Annotated in this window: 12 protein-coding genes; 6 read left to right on the plus strand and 6 right to left on the minus strand. The window is 65.3% G+C overall.

The window, feature by feature from the left end; genetic code table 11:
* The first annotated feature begins 128 nt into the window (after positions 1-128).
* From HU752_RS29000 to HU752_RS29015, 4 genes are all read left to right on the plus strand, one after another.
* Complete coding sequence (locus HU752_RS29000; RefSeq protein WP_186683072.1) at positions 129-887, plus strand: LexA family transcriptional regulator; 759 nt, start codon at positions 129-131, stop codon at positions 885-887.
* A 546-nt stretch (positions 888-1,433) separates the two neighbouring features.
* On the plus strand, positions 1,434-3,368 hold the full coding sequence (locus tag HU752_RS29005; protein ID WP_186683074.1) for a putative bifunctional diguanylate cyclase/phosphodiesterase: 1,935 nt from the start codon (positions 1,434-1,436) through the stop codon (positions 3,366-3,368).
* On the plus strand, positions 3,341-4,825 hold the full coding sequence (locus HU752_RS29010; protein WP_186683076.1) for a leucine-rich repeat domain-containing protein: 1,485 nt from the start codon (positions 3,341-3,343) through the stop codon (positions 4,823-4,825). The genes HU752_RS29005 and HU752_RS29010 overlap by 28 nt, the downstream gene beginning before the upstream one ends.
* 130 nt (positions 4,826-4,955) lie before the next feature.
* Positions 4,956-6,137: a GGDEF domain-containing protein gene (locus tag HU752_RS29015; RefSeq protein ID WP_186683078.1), complete on the plus strand. Its 1,182-nt coding sequence runs from the start codon at positions 4,956-4,958 to the stop codon at positions 6,135-6,137.
* Here the strand turns inward: HU752_RS29015 and HU752_RS29020 are convergent.
* The 6 genes from HU752_RS29020 to HU752_RS29045 are packed head-to-tail and all read right to left on the minus strand — an operon-like array spanning position 6,128 to position 16,505.
* Positions 6,128-6,937 (minus strand): YfaP family protein, encoded by an 810-nt coding sequence (locus HU752_RS29020; protein WP_186683080.1) that lies wholly within the window; start codon positions 6,935-6,937, stop codon positions 6,128-6,130. The two genes, HU752_RS29015 and HU752_RS29020, sit on opposite strands and share 10 nt — an antisense overlap.
* Positions 6,938-6,940: 3 nt before the next feature.
* The gene (locus HU752_RS29025; protein ID WP_186683082.1) at positions 6,941-8,584 is read right to left on the minus strand and encodes a DUF2300 domain-containing protein; all 1,644 of its coding nucleotides are present in this window, start codon (positions 8,582-8,584) and stop codon (positions 6,941-6,943) included.
* A 1-nt stretch (position 8,585) separates the two neighbouring features.
* Entirely contained in the window at positions 8,586-13,157 is a 4,572-nt protein-coding gene (locus HU752_RS29030; RefSeq protein ID WP_186683084.1) for an alpha-2-macroglobulin family protein, read from the minus strand.
* Positions 13,154-13,948: a DUF1175 domain-containing protein gene (locus tag HU752_RS29035; protein WP_225920080.1), complete on the minus strand. Its 795-nt coding sequence runs from the start codon at positions 13,946-13,948 to the stop codon at positions 13,154-13,156. Before HU752_RS29035 ends, HU752_RS29030 begins: the two co-directional genes overlap by 4 nt.
* Positions 13,949-13,953: 5 nt before the next feature.
* The gene (locus HU752_RS29040; RefSeq protein WP_186683086.1) at positions 13,954-15,678 is read right to left on the minus strand and encodes a DUF2138 domain-containing protein; all 1,725 of its coding nucleotides are present in this window, start codon (positions 15,676-15,678) and stop codon (positions 13,954-13,956) included.
* A 35-nt stretch (positions 15,679-15,713) separates the two neighbouring features.
* The gene (locus HU752_RS29045) at positions 15,714-16,505 is read right to left on the minus strand and encodes a YfaP family protein (RefSeq protein WP_186683088.1); all 792 of its coding nucleotides are present in this window, start codon (positions 16,503-16,505) and stop codon (positions 15,714-15,716) included.
* Positions 16,506-16,917: 412 nt separating this feature from the next.
* On the opposite strand from HU752_RS29045, the gene HU752_RS29050 reads away from it, so the two are divergent.
* Together HU752_RS29050 and ispA are read left to right on the plus strand one after the other, a co-directional pair.
* Complete coding sequence (locus tag HU752_RS29050; protein WP_186683090.1) at positions 16,918-17,160, plus strand: exodeoxyribonuclease VII small subunit; 243 nt, start codon at positions 16,918-16,920, stop codon at positions 17,158-17,160.
* Positions 17,157-18,044, plus strand: coding sequence for a (2E,6E)-farnesyl diphosphate synthase (ispA, locus tag HU752_RS29055; protein ID WP_186683092.1), 888 nt, complete (start codon positions 17,157-17,159; stop codon positions 18,042-18,044). Before HU752_RS29050 ends, ispA begins: the two co-directional genes overlap by 4 nt.
* The last annotated feature ends 10 nt before the right edge of the window (positions 18,045-18,054 follow it).

Here is an 18,054-nt window from a genome sequence, read left to right on the forward strand (position 1 = left end):
CGAAACGGGCGCCCATACACAAGAGTAGGAATAGTCAACAAAATCAATCACGTTGTGTGATTTTGAGCGCTATTTTTGAACATCTCGTTTATTTAAACGGGTGTAGCACGCCAGTAAACTCTGTGTTCATGAATACATCAGGTGATCGCTTAAGAGCGCTCTTGCGAGAGTGCCATCTTTCCGCTTCGGACTTCGCTGCCAATCGGCAAGTGACGCCGCAGCACGTCAATAACTGGTTCAAGCGTGGCATCCCCATGGCCCGCATGGATGAGATAGCGGAGTTGTTGTGCGTCAACAGCCGCTGGCTGCGGACAGGCGAGGGTCCGAAGCATCCCGGTGCTTCTGCCGCCGAGGCAGAGGCCGACAACTTGCGGCCACGGGCCGGTGAACAGGAGCCCTACTCGGCCCGCGACGACCTGGCCGCCACCGAGCGCAACGACGTGCAGGTTCCGCTCTACAAGGAAACGCCCACGGCACCGGGCTCCCAGCAGACCCAGGTCAGCGCCATGCCCGGGCGCAAGGTACGCCTGCCCTACCGGATCCTGCAGGCCATGGGCGTCGACCCCGACAAGGCCATCTGCGCGCCGATGACCGGCAACAGCATGGCCGAGAAGATCGAGGACGGCTCCACCATCGCCATCGACCGCAGCCTGACCCAGGTGGTCGATGGCGAAATCTATGCGTTGGAACACGACGGCATGCTGCGGGTGAAGTACGTCTACCGCCTGCCCGCGGGCGCCTTGCGGCTACGCAGCCACAACAATGACGAATACCCCGACGAGGTTTTCAGTGCCGAACAGATCGAACGCCAGGGCATCCGTATCCTCGGCTGGGTGTTCTGGTGGTCGACCTTGAACAAGCGCCGCCCGCCGGTACCGTGCAAATAGCGCCGAAATGCGGATTTAGCTGAAAACGACAGCTCTGCGTGGCGGTTTTCGCTGGGCATATGTCGCAAATGTGGGTATCCTGCGCCCCACATTTGGGCAGCGTCCCCCGAAAGCGGGTCAGCCTGCCACAGACACTGTGCAAAACTGCTGCACAGGGTCTCCCGACCAGACATTGCCTTTGCGCATGTACATTTTGAAGGCGGGCGAGGCTTACCAAAAATGAGCCAAACCCGTCCCCGAGAAGCCGGCCACAAGCCGGCTTTTTAATGCCTGTCGTTCACCTCCGTCGTCAATCACCCTGTGCACGCCTGGCGCTGCCGTTGATCGCCTCTCATTCTCTAACGCCCCAAAAACCGTACGCCGACCTCCAGAACTCGCCGGTCCAGCCGAAATAAAGAATACAGCCGGCACAGATCGGCCTGCGGGCGCCTGAACCTCGTAAGGATGCACGTACGAAGCCGCCCCCAAGCAGAGGGAGCTGTATCGACCACGGCCACAGAGGCTCTCGCGACAATGACTGGCCTATTCGGCAAACTTCGAAAACTCATGTCCCCGCCCCTGGACAACCCCAGGCTGCTCAGGGCCCAGTACATCGCGCTGGCTCGGCAGTTGCCGCTGATGTATTTCATCCTGGTCGTGAACACCTGGGCGCTGGTCACGACCCACCTGGACAATGCGCCGAGGTGGCTGACCCTCTACGTACCGCTGGCCATGACCCTGATCTGCAGCGTCCGCGGCGGCATGTGGTGGCGCATGCGACATCACCCACCGGCGCCGGAGTTGATCGCTCGCGCCCTGGTGCGTACCAATCTGCTGGCGCCGCCCATTGCCACGGCCTTTACCCTGTGGTCGCTGGCGCTGTTCCCCTATGGCGATATCTATGCGCAGTCCCACGTCGCCTTCTACATGGCGATCACCGTCATCGGCGTGATCTTCAGCATGATGCACCTGCGCCCGGCCGCGCAGAGTACCGCACTGATCGTCAACCTGGTGTTCGTGGTGTTCTTCTCCACCAAGGGCAATACGGCCTTCACCGCCACCGCGCTGAACGTGCTGCTGGTGTCGATCACCATGTTGGTGATCCTGAACAACCACTACCGGGCTTTCACCCGGCTGGTCGACGCCCAGGCCAAGGCCGAGCAACTGAGTGACGAGAACCTCAAGCTGGCGAACGAGGACAGCCTGACCGGGCTGCCCAACCGCCGACAGTTCTTCACGACCCTGGACCGCGAGATGGCCAATGCAGAGGCCCGGGGGACACGCCTGGCGGTGGGCATCATTGACCTCGACGGTTTCAAACCCGTCAACGACCAGTTCGGTCATAGCGTCGGTGATCGCCTGCTGGCCCAGGTCGGCCAGCGCCTGAACAGCCTGCTGGAAGAAGATATGCACCTGGCGCGCCTGGGCGGCGACGAGTTCGCGCTGATCCTGGCCAACGATGCCAACGACGACGCGCTGGTCGCCTTTGGCCAGCGGGTCTGCGATGCCCTGGCCACGCCGTTTCTGCTGACCGACCTGCCGGTGCAGATCGGCGGCTCCCTCGGCATGGCGACCTTCCCGGACATGGCGACCAACGCCATCGAAGCCTTCGAGTACGCCGACTACGCGCTCTATCACAGCAAGCGCACCAATCGTGGTGCGCTGTCGATGTTCACCGCCTGCCATCACCAGCAACTGTTGCACGAAGGGGTGACCGAGCAGGCCTTGCGCCGGGCGGACATCGAACAGGAGTTCCACCTGGTGTTCCAGCCGGTGATCGATCTGCGCACGCAACGCACCGTGTCCTTCGAAGCCCTGGCGCGCTGGCATAACCCCAAGCTGGGCGATGTCTCGCCCTATCATTTCATCCCGGTAGCCGAACGGATCGGCCTGATCAACCGCCTGACCCCGCCCCTGCTGCGCAAGGCGCTGGCGACCGCCAACCGCTGGCCGGAGGACATTCGCCTGTCGTTCAACCTCTCGGCCCACGACTGTGCCTCCGACGAAGTGGCCGGGCAGATCGTCGAGGTGATCGTCCAGAGCGGTTTCGATCCCGGGCGACTCGACCTGGAAATCACCGAGACGGCAACCATGCAGGACATCGTCCAGGTACAACGCACCATCGACGGTTTCCGCCAACTGGGCTGCGGCATTTCCCTCGACGACTTCGGCACCGGCTACTCCAGCCTCAGCCAACTGCACTCGCTGGCCTTCACCAAGATCAAGATCGATCGCAGCTTCGTCACCGGCTTGCATGAGAAACCGGCCAGCTACAAAATCGTCAAGTCGCTGGTGGCGCTGAGCATGGACATGCAACTCGACTGCATCGTCGAAGGCGTGGAGACCCGCAGCGAACTGGATGCCCTGGCCAGCCTGGGTTGCTCGCTGGTGCAGGGTTATTTCTATTCCAAGCCGATGTCACCGGCATCGGCCGAGGCCTGGCTCGCCCAGGAAAATACGACGGACCGCAGACAGTGCTCACTCCCCACCGCAAAGCCCTGATCGACCGACTGGCCAGCGCCCCCGATGACGTCGCGGTGCGCGCCGCGCTTTATCGCGACCTGCTCGACACCGCGGATGCGGCCCTGGATGGGGTGCGGGTCGCCGCCGGCCTGGGTGATCCGGCGGCCATGAGGGTGGTCGCCGAACGGCACGCCAAGCCACAGGCCAACCGCCCCCGTGCCTGGTTGCCACAACTTCGCGGGCTGCCGGTCGACCGCCTGGAACTGAGCCATGCCGAGCCGGACTGGCTCAGTGCCCTGGCCGGATTGCCTTTGCGTACGCTGGTGCTCGACAGCCCGAACTTCACTTGCGACCAGGGCCTGTGGCAGCGTTTCCCCACCCTGGCCCTCGACACACTCGAAATCAGCGGTTTTTCACGCACCGACAACGAGACCTGCCTGCCATCAACCGAGCGCTTGCGCCGGCTGAAACTGCATACCTACGGCGATGACTTCGACGACGACTTCCTGCGCAGGCTCAGCCCGACCACACTGCAGGAACTGACGCTGAACCGCTGCGATGAAATCACCGACGACGGCCTGCTCGAACTTTCCCGACTGCCGTTGCGCTCACTGGAGCTGGAGCGTCTCGAACAACTCAGCTGGCGCGGCATGGCCCATCTGTCCAGGCACCCACTCGAACACCTGTCGCTGGGTTGGGGGCGTCTCGCCCTACTGGAGAACACCGAGTGGCTGCGAAGCCTGACGACCTTGCGCTCATTGCGCCTCGACTACTGCTACGCGAACGAAGCCACTCTGCAGGCGATCCGCGACCTGCCGATCGAACGGCTGTCGCTGCAGTGCGCCTCCGTCAGCGAGGAGGACCTGGCTGAACTGGAAGGCATGCCACTCGCCGACCTGGATCTGAAAGCGTCACGAGCGATGATCGAGCGGCTCGATACGCTGCACGCTTTTCCGCTCCAGCGGCTGGGGCTCAGCGATGTGCAGGACATCCAGGCCGATACCCTGGGCGATCTGCGTGGCCTGGCGCTGGAGTCGCTGGACCTTTCGCTGAACGAGATCACCGGCAACGAGTTGAAGCAGCTGGCTGGCCTGCCACTCAAGCACCTCAACCTCAGTTTCTGCAGTGGTATCGACGGCCAGGCCCTGCGTGTGCTCAGCGAACTGGGCTTGCCGCTGGAACGGCTCGACCTGGGTGGCCTGAACCTGCGCGATGCCGACCTGGCCTGCCTGCACAATCTGCCGCTGCACACCTTGAGCCTGTACGACAGCCCCTGGATCACCGACGCGGGAGTCGCCCACCTCAGCGGCCTGCCCTTGCGGGACCTGACCCTCTCGGCCAGCCCGGGAGAATCGCAACTCACCTCGGCAGCAGTATCCGTGCTGGAACAATTGCCGCTGCAGAAACTGTGGCTGGCAAACAGCTCCGGGATCGATGCCGACGGCTGGGATCGCCTGGCCCGTCTCCCGGCACGAGTGATCGGCCCGGGGATCTGAAGCGCCAGCCAACGCCAGAAATGAGTGAGGTGAAAGACATGGCAACTGAGGTACAGTTGCCATCCTTTGGCCATACCCTTGCGCTTGCTGCCGGAACGTTCTGAGGCGCCAGGCAAAGGAGCTTCAGAGCATGACGCTACACATCCCGACCCTGCTCATTGTGTCGGTGTTCATCTTTTGCGTGATGGGCCTGCTGACCCTGCACGCCTGGAGCCGTGAGACCCGCGAGCGACCGCTCGCCTACCTCGGCAGCATGATGCTGCTGGTATCGCTGGGCATGCTGCTGGTGAGCCTGCGCGGCCTGGGCGTCGACTTCGTGCCCGTGGTGCTGGGCAATATCGCACTGTTGCTGGGCGCGGCGATGAACTGGACGGCGATGCGTGTCCTGGCCGGACGAGCACCGTGGCTACCGGGGATCCTGGCCGGTGTGGTGACCTGGCTGATCCTGTGCCTGGTACCCGCGTTCATGGAGTCGCTGAGTGCCCGGGTCACCGCCTACTCGCTGCTGACCGTCGCTTATGGCTCCGCCACCGTGCTGGAGTTCTGGCGCAGCCAGAGGAGCCTCGAAGTCTCCTACCTGCCAGCGTTTCTGCTGACCTTGCTGCACACCGTGTTCTATTGCATCCGCGCGGTCTATGACACGGGCCTGGGGCAGGACCAGGCCCTGGCCGGCGCCGGCAAGGGCACCTCATTTTTCTCGTTCATGCTGTTCGAAGCGATGGTCTACGTGATCGGCATTGCCTACATGACCCTGGCAATGGTCAAGGAGCGCGCCGAGTTGCGCTTCAAGGCGGCCGCCTACAGCGATGCCCTGACCGGCATCGGCAACCGCCGCGCCTTCATGAGCCGCAGTGAACAGCTGCTGGAGAGCTGCAAGCGGCGTGGCACGGTGGTTGCGCTGCTGCTCTGCGACCTCGACCACTTCAAGCGCCTGAACGACACCTTTGGCCACGCCGTGGGCGACCAGGCGCTGATCGCCTTCAGCCGCGTCATGAGCCGGACATTGCACAAGCTGGACGTGTTCGGGCGCATTGGCGGGGAAGAATTCGCCTGCCTGCTGGAAAGCGACGAGGCTGCAGCCGTCGACGTGGCGGAACGTATCCGCCTGGAGTTCGCCGCGCTGCCCCTGCTCGAGCCGGGACTGCTCAGCGTCAGCATCGGCGTGGTGACGACACGGGAGAACGGGCACGACCTGTCACGACTGCTGTCCCTGGCGGACGAGGCACTCTACGGGGCCAAGGGCAAGGGCCGCAACCGGGTGGAGGTGGCGCCGGGCAGCGCTGCAGCCTGGCTCATGGAGGATCAGGGATAGCTGAACTTGCGCACCAGCGTCAGTTCGCCCGGTGCACGCATCGGGACGATGAACGACTCCATCTTCTCGTTCACCGTGCCCTCTTCCGTGATCAGCGTGATCTTCGCCGTGGTCAACGCCTGTACGGCGTTTTCCTGGCCGCCGTCCTCGTCGTCATCGCTGCGGTAGCCACCGCCGTAGTAGTTCACGTAGATCAGGTACTGGCCCTTGATCGGCGCGGGCATGGAGAAGATCTCCGGGCCGTAACCGGTGGTGACGTCGACGTCCAGCGAGCCGCCGTTGGGCGCCGTGCGGTCGCCGTACCAGATGTGCGCGCCGTCCGGGGTGACCACGTGCAGGTCGAGGTCGGTGTGGTCGCTGTCCCAGGACAGCAGGATGCGCAGCTTGGCCTTGGTCGCACCGCCGGAGTTGAGGAACTGCACGCGCTTGCGCTGCTGCCCGTCGGGGCTGCGGACCTCGACGCTGTTGGTGCCGTTGGGGAAGGCGAACGGCCGGTCGAAGTTGCCAGCGGCATCGATCTTCAGCGGCATGCTCACGCCGTTGACGATGAGGTTGCCCGGCTCGCGGGCATTCTTCGGCGCGCCCTTGATCTGGCCCATGATCCGCGCCGTGTCGGCCTGGCCCAGTGGCGTATTGACCGACGAGGCCGGGTAGTTGACGGTCTGGCTGTAGTTTTCGCCATCCGACGAACCCTGGCGCCATCCTCCGCGCGGGGTGTCGAGCTTGATCTCGGCTTGGGCCGTGCTCAACGCCGTCAGGGCGACGAGGAACAGGGCTACGGTTGGGATACGCAATGTCATGGCCTATTCCAGTAACAGGTGGCGGGCAAGCCCTTCGATGTAGTCTTCGTCCTGGCCGTTCGGGTGGGCTTCGAATGCCAGGTGCAGGTATTCATGGGTCAGGTCGAGGCGGTCCTGCTGGGTCAGCACGCCGCGCACGTAGATGCGCTGACGCTCGCGGTCGACATACGGGCGACCGAACGACACGCGGCAGACGGCGAAGCGGCTCAGTTCGTTATAGCCGACTTCCCGGTCCAGCCGCTGGCGCCAGACCCGGCGCTGCTTGAGCAGCCACTCCTGGGCCGCCGGCAAGGGGTCGCAGGAGGCCACCGGGTTGTCCCAGCGACTCAGGCTCGCCCGCGGGTAGGCGTGCTGCAGGATCTGGTCGTAGCGCGCGCCGTTGCTGGCCTGCTCCACGGCCTGCTGCCAGGACAGCTTGTCCGGGCCGGACAGCTCGGAGTGATAGGTCACCGGGCTGCCGGCCAGCACCAGATCGCTGGTCCAGGCGGCGATGGCGCGCGCCTCGGCCGTGGCCGGTCGCGGTGCCACGCGCTGGCGACTGCTGCTGTCGTCGATGCTCAGGCAGTCACCGCTACGCCCAGCGTTCTGCAACAGGTAGCTGCGGATCGCCACGGCCAGGGCCTTGGCCGCCTCGACCGGTTCGCTCTTGGCCTCGCGCTGCAGGACCCGGGCGACGTATTCCTCGCGATCGAGCCGGGCCACCAGTTGTGGCTGGCCGGCGTTGTTCAGCAGGAACAGTTCACCGGCGCTTTCGATGTCGAGTTGGTTGCCGTTGGCGAAGTCGACCCGGTAGCGACCTTGCAGGCCACCCTCCGCAGCCGCTTGCCCATCGGCACGGCTGACGCCCTTGAGCGGGTAGCGCGAGAACAGCTCGACCTGCACGCAGCGCCCGGCGTCCTCCGCCCGGGGTGCTGGCAGGAAGCTGCCGAGCACGTCCGAATAGTGCCGCAACACCATCTGGCTGGTACCGCGACCACCGGCCCAGAGCGGCGTCCCGTCCGCCAGCCAGCCGGCGAAGCCGCCCTGGCGCGACTGTGGGTCCTGGTCGCCGAGCCAGCTCCAGGTCTTGACCCGCAGGCGCCCACCTAGCACCGCCACTGCCTGGCCGTCGGCAGCGTTGAGCACCACGTCGAGCAGCAGCTTGCGCGCACTGTCCTGGGCCGGCAGCGTGCGCAACGCTTCCAGCAGTTGAACGACGGGAACGCGGGTCTGCGGCTGCAACCGCTCGAGGCCGAGCAGCCACTCCGGAGCCTGGCGCGCCTGCCAGTAGCTGCGCCACTGGACGGGATCAATGTCCAGGCGCCTGGGATCGAAGTACAGGCCACAGGAGCGGACCAGCGCCGCCTCACGGGCGATGCTGCCGCCCGGGGTGCAGCAATAGACTTCTTCGTGATCCTGGCCATGGCAGTCGTAGGCTGGCTCCTGCCGGTCGGTGTCCACCAGCCAGGCATAGACGAACAGTTTCCACAGGCTGCCCAACGGCGTCTGCAAGTCCGCCGGCAGCGGCTCGCGACCGAGCACCTGGGTGGTGTTCAACTGCACCAGCTCGTAGCCGTCAGCGGTTTTCCAGGCCAGGCGCAGCGGCGCCTCCTCTGCCGTCGCCAGCAGAGGAAGGATGCACAGCAGCCAGGTCAGCGAGCGGATCATGTCATTCGACCGTGACTTGTCCGAGGGCTGCCTTCTGTTCCTGGGCCTGGTGCTCCGGCGCATAGATCTGACTGAAGCGCGCTGGCGGCAGCTTGAACTGGCCCTTCTGCGAGAAGCGGATCAGGTGGCGCACGCGCACTTCGCCGTTGAGGCTGTTGACCGGCACGCCATAGGCCATCTGCCCGGGCTCGAAGTGTGCCTTCTCCAGTGGCGTGGCCTCCTCACCGGCCAGGCCGGCCAGGTTGACACCCCAGGTGGTGCGCTCGACATCCGCACCCGGCGGCAGCGGCAGCTCGAGCATGCCGTAGCGCACCGGCTTGGCAGCCTTGCTGGTGAGGGTCACTTCGTCCAGGTAGAGGCTGTCGCTGGACAGCGGCTTGTCGCCCACGGCCTTGAGGCTGAAGGTATTGGCGTCGCCATCCGGCACCAGTTCCAGCAGGCGGCGCCTGATCTGCACCGGCAGGTCGGCGGCGGCCTTGCCCTGGCTGAGGTAGCTCAGGCTGGCCCGCAGCGGACGTTCCTGGGCACCGCTCAGGGTCAGCACGCTCGGTACGCCCTGGCCTTGCCACTGCCAGTAGGCCTCACCGGTGCTGCCCTGGCGAACCTGCCAGCCTTCACCCGGCGTCAGGTTGACCATTTTCGGGGTCTGCTCGACGCTGCGCTGCAGCCAGGTCAATGCCAGGGCACGCTCCAGGGTGGATTGCTGCGGCAGCAGGCGCTGCAGCAGGTCCTGGGCCTGCTCGGCATTGAACGGCTTGAGCGACAGGTTCAGCGCCGTGGCGAACGGTTGCGCACTGGCGCCTAGGCGCTGTTCGGCCGCCGGCAGTTGCTTGCTGAACGCGTCCGGCAAGGCAACCTTGCCCTGGCGCGCCAGCGCGGCGGTCAGTACCCGCGCGCTGGCCAGGCCCAGGGCCGAGTCCGGCGCGCCCATGACCACGCTGTCTTCACCATCATCCAGCAGATTGGCATCGGCGCCCTCGCCGGCTTTCGCCAGCTCGTCCATCAGGCCGCTGAGCAGGGTGTTGACCGGCAGTTGCATCTCCTTGGCGAACGACAGCACCAGCGCCCGTTGCAGCAACGGCGTGGCGCCAGCCTGCTTGCCATAGACGTCCAGCACCCGCTGCCAGTGCTCCGGCGGCAGGCTCACGCCCAGGGCCTTGCTGGCGTACCAGTCGGCGTAATAGGCGTAGCCGGTGAGGAAGGCATCCGGCGTGACGTCCTCGCCCCACCAGGTGAACCAGGCCTCGGGGCCTGCCATCGATACCAGGCGCAGGCGGCTGTTCTGCAGGATCAGGCGCAGGCGATCGCGGATCTGCGCGTTACCCGACAACGCCGGGTAGGCGATGCTCAGCGGCAGCAACTGGCTGGCGGTCTGCTCGACGCCACCGTAGGGGTAGCTGAGCAGGTCGTCGAGGCTGGCGCGGAACAGCGCCTGCGGGCTGTCGTCGAGGCGCAGGCGAATGTCGCTGGCATCGGCCGGCAAGCTCAACGGGGTATCGCCACTGGCAACGCTGAGGCTCTGGCTCTGGGTCACCTGCCAGCCGTCGCCGACGGCGGTGAGGCGCACGGCCAGGGTGTCCTGGGCCTTGCCGTTCTGTTGCAGTTCGGCCGTCCAGTCGCCGCCGCTCAGGGCGGTCGCCGGCAGCGCGATATAGTTGACGCCCTTGTTCAGCGACAGCGGCAGGCGCTGTTCCTGGCCGGCGTAGCGGATCAGCAGTTCGGCCTTGGCCGGCTTGTCGTCCTGGCTGAAGGCGAACAGGCCGAGCTTGGGCTGGTCGCCGTTGCGGAAGTGGGTCGGGCCACTCCACTTCAGGTACAGCGGCTTGTCGGAACGGATGAACTGGTTGCGCTGACCCACCTGCCCGGCGTCGGAGATGGCCCGGGCGGTGATGCGCCAGCGGGTCAGCGAGTCCGGCATGCGGAAGGTGAAACGCACCTTGCCATTGGCATCGGTGACCAGTTCCGGCTGCCAGGCGGCGGTGTCGACGTCTTCGCGACGCGGCCGCTCCAGCACCTTGACCCCACGCTCGCTGCGGTTGGCCTTGCCTGGCGCGCCAGGGCTGCCCGGCAGGGCCACGTCGTAGCTGATGAACGACAGGCTGGCGCTGGTACGCACGTTGTTGCGCCGCGGGTGGTAGAAGAACTGGTCGATGCTCGGCGCCACTTCCGGCTGCAGGGCATAAATCATTTCGTCCACCACGCTGACGGTCAGGTGCGCCGGGATCGGCTTGCCGGCGAACTGGGTGATCAGGTCCACCGAGACGGTATCGCCCGGCTGGTAGCTGTCCTTGTCGGTGGCGATGGCCACGTCGATCTGCGGCGTGGCGACCTTGAGGCCGGCGTTCTGGAAGCTGTACTCACCGCCCTTGGTGTAGAGCACCGAGAAGGTCAGGTTGGGGGCGAAGTTATCCTTCACCGGAATCCGTGCGCGGTACTGGTTGGCGCTGATCTTCTCCAGGCGCAGCCAGTCGGCGCCCTTGGACAGCAGCGCGGTGGCCTCGACCTTGTCGCGCTCCAGCGACAGCAGTGCGTCGTTGACCGGTTCCGGGAAGGTGATCAGTGCCAGGGCTTCGTCACCGGCGTGATACTCGGGCTTGTCGAGCAGGATCTCGACGGTACCGGGCACGGCTTTCACACCGTCGCCGGTGACCGAGTGGCCGGCGGCGCCGAGGATGCGCTCGTGGTCATCCTTGAGCGACAGGTTGTAGGTGCCGGGACGATCGAAGGTGACGCTGAAACCCTTGTCGCCGGCCGCCAGCTTGCCGCCACCGGTGGTCTGGTCCTCCAGGCGCACCCAGCTGTAGCTGCTTGGTTTGCTGGCGTTGGCCTGCTCCACGCCGGACTCGTTGGCGTAGCTGAACGCGACCGTCTCGCCACTGGCGCTGAAACGCTGCGGGGCCGACAGGCTGTAGCGCGAAGCGCCACGCTCGATGAGGATCTCCTTGGTGGTCTTGACCCGGTACGCGGCGCCATCGCTGGCGAACACGGTGAGCATGTAGCGGCTGGGCTTCTCCGCGGCCGGCAGGTCGAGTGCGGCCTGGCCCTTGTCGTCGGTGGTCAGCTCGGCGCTGGTCAGTTCCACCGGGAATTGCCCGAGGTACTGCAGTTCGTTGTCGACCATCGACAGTTGCTGGGCGCGCAGGGTCAGTTGCACCCGTGCGTCGGCCACCGGCTTGCCGTCCGGGTACAGCAGTTGCAGCTTGCCCTTGACCGGCTCGCCGGTGCGGAAGTCCTGCTTGGCCAGGTCCAGGGAAATCTCGAAGTGCGGCTTGATGTACTCGGCGACGCGGAAGGCGCTGCTGTAGGTCTGGTCGCGGTAGGTGAAACGCAGTTCGTAGCCGCCGGCCACGGCATTGTCCGGCAGCTGGAAACGGCCCTGGGTACCGGCCTTGCCGTCCAGGTTCAGGTCCAGGGTCTGCAGCGTGGTGCCGGTGGCATCGAGCACGCTGACCCGCACCGGGGCGCCGGTCGGGTTGACCGAGTCACGGGCGTTCTTGAATTCGCGACCGACGATCTTCAGCGACACCCAATCCCCCGGCCGGTACAGCGGCCGGTCGGTGAAGGCGTAGAGCTTGGTGTCGTAGATTTCGCTGTCGTAGTAGAAGTTCTCGGAGACGAACACCCCGCCCTCGTCATCCTCGCCGATCATGAACGAGCGCTCCGGGCTGACGTGCTTGAGGCGCAACAGGCCGTCGGCATCGGTCTCGCCGCTGCTCATCACGCCCAGGCCGTCGGTCCACAGCACCTTGACCTTGGGCACCGAGCTGCCTTCATGCTTGCGCGCAGCCCAGACCATCAGCTCGTCACCGGCGATCTTGCTCACGGCCACGGTGTTGGAGACGAACACCACGGTGGTCGCGCGGTATTTGCCGACCAGCGCCTCGACCAGGTACAGGCCCGGTTTCAGCTTGCCCAGCGGAATGTAGACGTTACCCGGTGCGACGCTGACGAACTGGCTGGAGGAGCCGGCCAGGTCGACACCCTTCGGCGGCTGGATCGGCTTGGCGTCCCACAGCGGGTAGCGGAACTGGCTGACCAGCGGCAGGCCCGGCAGCGGCGCGTATTGCGGCGGGTTGTCGTACGGAGTCGGCCGATTGAAGCTGTCGCCCATCTTCAGTTCCGGCACTTGCTCGGTCACCTGCTTGCGCGACTCGTAGGAGAACGCCCGCTGCATCACCCGGCGGGACTTGCGGTACCAGTTGTCCCACAGGTAGGCCAGGGTGTTGGACAGCCCCTCGCCCTTGAACTGGCCGTCGCTGACCACCCGGTGCAGGTTCTTCTGGCGCTTGAGGAATTCCAGCGGCTGGTCGATGCGGTACACGCGGATGTCCGCGCCGCCATACGGTTCCATGCGGAAGCGCCGGTAGTCACGGCCCGGCGCTTCAAGGCGGACCAGCGCCTGCTCGTCACTGGCGAAGCTGCTGTCGGCGAGCAGGAAGAAGCTTTCACCGGCAATCGGCGTGTAGTTGCTCGGCGCAACCGAGTCGTCGGCGGCACCTGCGGCGACCGGCAACAGCACGGCCAGGGCGAAAACCATTCGGGATAACAGACGCATCATGGAAGACCCGTTCATCGAGAGAGGAAGTTCAGCCGGTAGACGCCGATGAAGTTGGGGTTCGTTGCATCGGGTATCCATCGGGTGTCCTTCCATGTCATGAGTTGCTGCACGCTGGCGGAGCGCATGCCGTTGTCGGTGGGGGTGGTGGTGCCGGTGTGATAGGCGATGTTGCGGCCCATCCAGATCATCAGGTGCTGGTCGTCGCCCTGGTCGAAGAACAGCAGGTCACCGGGCCGCGCCTGGTTGAGGTCGCGGCTGACCAGCTGGCTGTTGAACTGGATCAGCTTGATCGCGTTGACGTAGGGCCCGACCTTGCCGCCACCCTGCTGCCATTGCTGGGCCAGCTTGCGCTGGCTGTCGCTCAGGGTCAGCTCGGGTGGCAGGTAGCGGTTGGACAGGCCATTGGCCCGCAACCACTTGTCATCGTGTTGCTTGAGCGCCTCGTTGGCGGCGAAGCGCACCAGGCCGGCGCAGTCCTGCTGGTACCAGCGCGGACTCGGGCCCTGGGTCAGCTGCTCCTGGGCGATGCGCACGAACCAGGCGCGGAACACCTGGGATTGCTCGACATCCAGGGCGGGTGTTTCGACGGCGAATGCCGACGTGCTGAACAGCAGCGCCAGTACGCACAGGCGCCCCCTCACCGTGGCGAGTGGGCTTGCCCACGCTCGGCTGCGCAGCGGCCGCAAAGCCAGCCACCGCGTTGCATCAGCCAGGCCCCGTTCGCAGGTTTCAGGGCTGCCATGCAGCCCAGCGTGGGCAAGCCCACTCGCCACAGCCGTGCAACGTTGCCAGGCGGTGCTGAACATGGACGTCACATCGCCCGCCATTGCAGCGGCAGCCACTGCCAGTGGCCTTCAGGCTCGGTACCTTCGGGCAGGGTCAGGGCGTACTTGCCGAAGCCGGCGAGCTTCTGCAGCTTGGGCAGCAGGTGGGTCTGCGCGGCGTTGCGGAACACCGGTTCCATGTCCTGGGGCAGGCTGTCGAGGGTTTCCTGCTTCATCAGTTGCGCCAGGGAATCCGGGCCGAGGTACACCGGTGTCAGCGCATCCTTGGGCACCACGTCGGCCAACGGAGGGAAGTGCTTGTCGAGCGTGCCGAGGGCCTTGTCCACCAGCTTGTCGTCCAGCGAGAACAGTAGGGTCGAGCCATGCCGCGCCAGGCTCACGCGGAAGAAACCGCGGCCGGTGATGGTGTCGGGGTTCTCGGCTTCCTTGGCGGCGTACTGGCCGAAGGTCGAACTGACCACGCGCTTCCACTGATGCAGGCCGTCCTTGTTCTGCTCGTCGATCGGGAACAGGCCGCCCTCGACGTTGCTTTCCTGGGTGCCGACCATGGAACCGAACAACTTGCCGAGGTCGGCATCGAGGCTGTCGTTGTCCTTGTTCAGGTTCGCTACCAACAGCGGCGTGTACAGGCGCGAATCGGCGTACCAGCACAGGCCGGCGGCACCGCTCATGTGCTCGGTGAGTTTCTGTGCGGTGGCCGCATCGGCACCGAGCTTGACCAGCAGCGGCTGTTGCTGCTCGGCAGCCAGTGGCAGCGCCACGCAGGCACTGGCGCCGACCGGCATGGCCTGCCAGATCGGCTTGAAGTCGTAGTCGACGGCCTTGTCCTGCTCGTCGAGCGCCAGGAAGCTGTGCCAGCCCTTGTCGTCCATGTCCAGGCGCAGGCCGGCGAAGCTCGGGATGAAGCGCTGGTAACCCATGGCGAGGACGCTGGAGGCCACCGAGATGCGCTGCTTCACTGCCGCTTCACGTGGCTTGAGACCAAAGGCCTCGGGGAACAGTTTTTCACCACCGAGCAGCGCGGCCAGGGCCTGGGTCGAGACTTCGCCCGGGGCTACTTCACTGTCGTCACTGGATTGTTCGTAGAGGCGGTCCGGGTTGGACAGCACCACCAGCTTGTCACCACGGGAAGCGAACAGCAGCGCCTTGCTGGCGTTGTAGGCCAGGCGGTAGAGCGCCACGCTGTCGCCGGCGACCTTCACTTCGCCGACCTTGGTCAACTGGGTGTCGTCGAGGGCGACGTGGGCCAGCGGCTCGAGCAGCTTGGCCAGGCCACCGCGGTCCATCACCAGCAGGAAATCCCTGAGCCGGCCATCGGTGCCACGCCACAGGGCGATGTCGGCGGGCTGGTCGAACAGTTGCTCGATCAGGTTGTCCTGCAGCTTGAGGTCATGCTCGTAGATGATCCGCCGCAGGCTGCCGATCAGGCCCAGGCGGTCGCCGTGGGTCTCGTAGTAGAAGACGAAATCCTCGGTGAGGGTGTCGCGCAGGAACGGTACGCTGAGCAGGTCCTTGGGCAACTGGCTCAGCGACGCGGTTTCGAACAGCGCGTCCGGACGACTGACGCCAAGTTTTTCCAGGGCCAGCTCCGGCACCGGGGCAACGGACTTGTGCTTGAAAAACCAGCCCAGGCCACCGACCACCGCACCGGTCACGCAAAGGCCGAGCACAAGGCCCAGCCAGCGGCGCGAGCCGGCAGGTGGAGGGGTGGCCGGCGCAGCGGCAGCCGGGGAAGCAGTGTGATCGCTCATGTTCGCAAAGCCCATTCATCCGTGGAGCGGGATGTTCAATAGTTGAAGGTCTTGACCAGCAGCAGGTCGCCGATCGCGCGCAGTGGGACGGTAAAGCTCTCGCGCTTTTCATCGACGGTGTTTTCGTTGAGCACCAGGTTGATCTGCGAGGTGATGACCTCGTTCTGGTTGGCGCGCTCGGTAAAGTTATAGCCGTCGCTGGCGCTGTAGTTGCCCCAGTAGTTGACGTAGACCAGGTAGGTACCGTGCATCGGCGCGGTCATGGTGAACATCTCCGGGCCGGGGCCGTCGACACCGTCGGGGTCGAGGCCGCCGCCGTTGCTCAGGCGCGGATTGGCGTAGAAAGCGTGCTGGCCATCGGGCGTGATGATGTGCAGGTCGAGTTCGGCCTTGGGATCGTCCCAGCCCAGTACCACGCGAATGCGCGCCGGGGTGATCTGCTTGTTGGCTTCGTAGAACTGCACGCGCTTGAGCGACTTGCCTTGGGAACTGCGCACTTCGACGCTGTTGGAGCCGGCGCCGAAAGCATAGGGGCGGACAAACCGGCCGTTGTCGTCGGTGTAGAGATTCAGCGGGTTGCCGTTGACCGACAGGGTGTGTGGCTCGCGCGGGCCGGAGGGCGGGTTGATCCGCCCCTCGATCGGCGTGCGGCTGCGCTGGATGCCACGGTCGATGGGCGGCGTCGGGTAGGCCACCTGCGGCGCATCGCTGCGATCGAGCAGGCCCGAATAGCGCCAGCCGCCGGTCGGTTCCTGAAGCTCGGCCGAGGGCTCGGCCCAGGCGGCCGCGGCCCAGAGGGCGATCAGGATGGGAAATAACCGGTGCATCAACAGCCTCCTTGCCATGCATCACGAAACCCTGCGCCCGGTCCATACCCGGCACACCACTGAAACACGAAAAATCAGAAAGAACCTGGCGATGCAGGTCGGGAAGTCGCAGAGGGTAGCGATTCAGATCTTGTTACACAATGGCGGAAAACGGGTATTTGCGGGGGCGATCAGCAAATGAGAGATCGTGCACACTCAACCCGCTGGAAGCCAGGTAAAACAAGGCAAAAGGCCACCATCCCAAGCTGTCATATGACCTGAAAATTCCTCTCCCCCCTGGGTGTAGAATGCAGACCGCCAAAACGCCGCAGACGCACCTGAAGCCCTCCTGATTGGCAACCCCTCGCATTTGCCCCGAAACCCGCTGTCTGCTAGTGTCGCGCCCGTTAAAACGCCTACCGAGATCGCCGCCATGGCCCGCAAAAAAGCTTCCCTGGATTTCGAACAATCCCTCGCCGACCTGCAGACACTGGTCGAGCGCCTGGAGAACGGCGAGCTGTCGTTGGAAGATTCGTTGACCGCCTTCGAACAGGGCATCCGCCTGACCCGTGACTGCCAGGGCGCCCTGGCCCAGGCCGAGCAGAAGGTGCAGATCCTGCTGGAGCGCGATGGCGAACTGGCCGAAGAACCCTTCGACGCGGAACAGCCAGAATGATCAAGACTTATCAGGCTGCCTGCCAGGAGCGCGTCAACGCCGCGCTGGATACCCTGTTCGTGCCACCCGGTGCCGGTCTCGCACGCCTGTACGAAGCCATGCGCTACAGCGTGATGAACGGCGGCAAGCGGGTGCGCCCGCTGCTGGTCTACGCGGCCTGCGAAGCGCTCGGCGGCAAGCCGGAACAGGCCAATGGCGCCGCCTGTGCGGTCGAGCTGATCCATGCCTACTCGCTGGTCCACGACGACCTGCCGGCCATGGACGACGACGATCTGCGCCGCGGCCAGCCGACCACGCACAAGGCGTTCGATGAAGCCTGCGCGATCCTGGCGGGCGACGGCCTGCAGAGCCTGGCCTTCAGCGCCCTGCTCGACCCACGCCTGAGCGACCTGAACGCCGAGGTCCGCCTGTCCATGGTCAGCACCCTGGCCCACGCCGCGGGCCCGGCCGGCATGGTCGGCGGCCAGGCCATCGACCTCGGCTCGGTAGGTATCAAACTCGACCAGAAGGCCCTGGAAACCATGCACCGGCACAAGACCGGCGCACTGATCGAGGCCAGCGTCACGCTCGGTGCCCTGGCCAGCGTCAACGTGCAGAAGGACGAGCTCAAGTCGCTGCAGACCTACGCCCAGGCGATCGGCCTGGCCTTCCAGGTGCAAGACGACATCCTCGACGTCGAAAGCGATACCGCCACCCTCGGCAAGCGCCAGGGCGCCGACATCGCCCGCGACAAGCCGACCTACCCGGCCCTGCTCGGCCTGGAAGCGGCCAAGGCCTACGCCCTGGAACTGCGGGACCAGGCCCTGCACGCCCTGCGACCGTTTGACGCGGCCGCCGAACCACTGCGCGAGCTGGCCCGCTACATCGTCGAACGGCGCAGCTGACCGATCGGTC

Source organism: Pseudomonas vanderleydeniana, from assembly GCF_014268755.2.
GTDB classification, from domain to species: Bacteria; Pseudomonadota; Gammaproteobacteria; order Pseudomonadales; family Pseudomonadaceae; genus Aquipseudomonas; species Aquipseudomonas vanderleydeniana.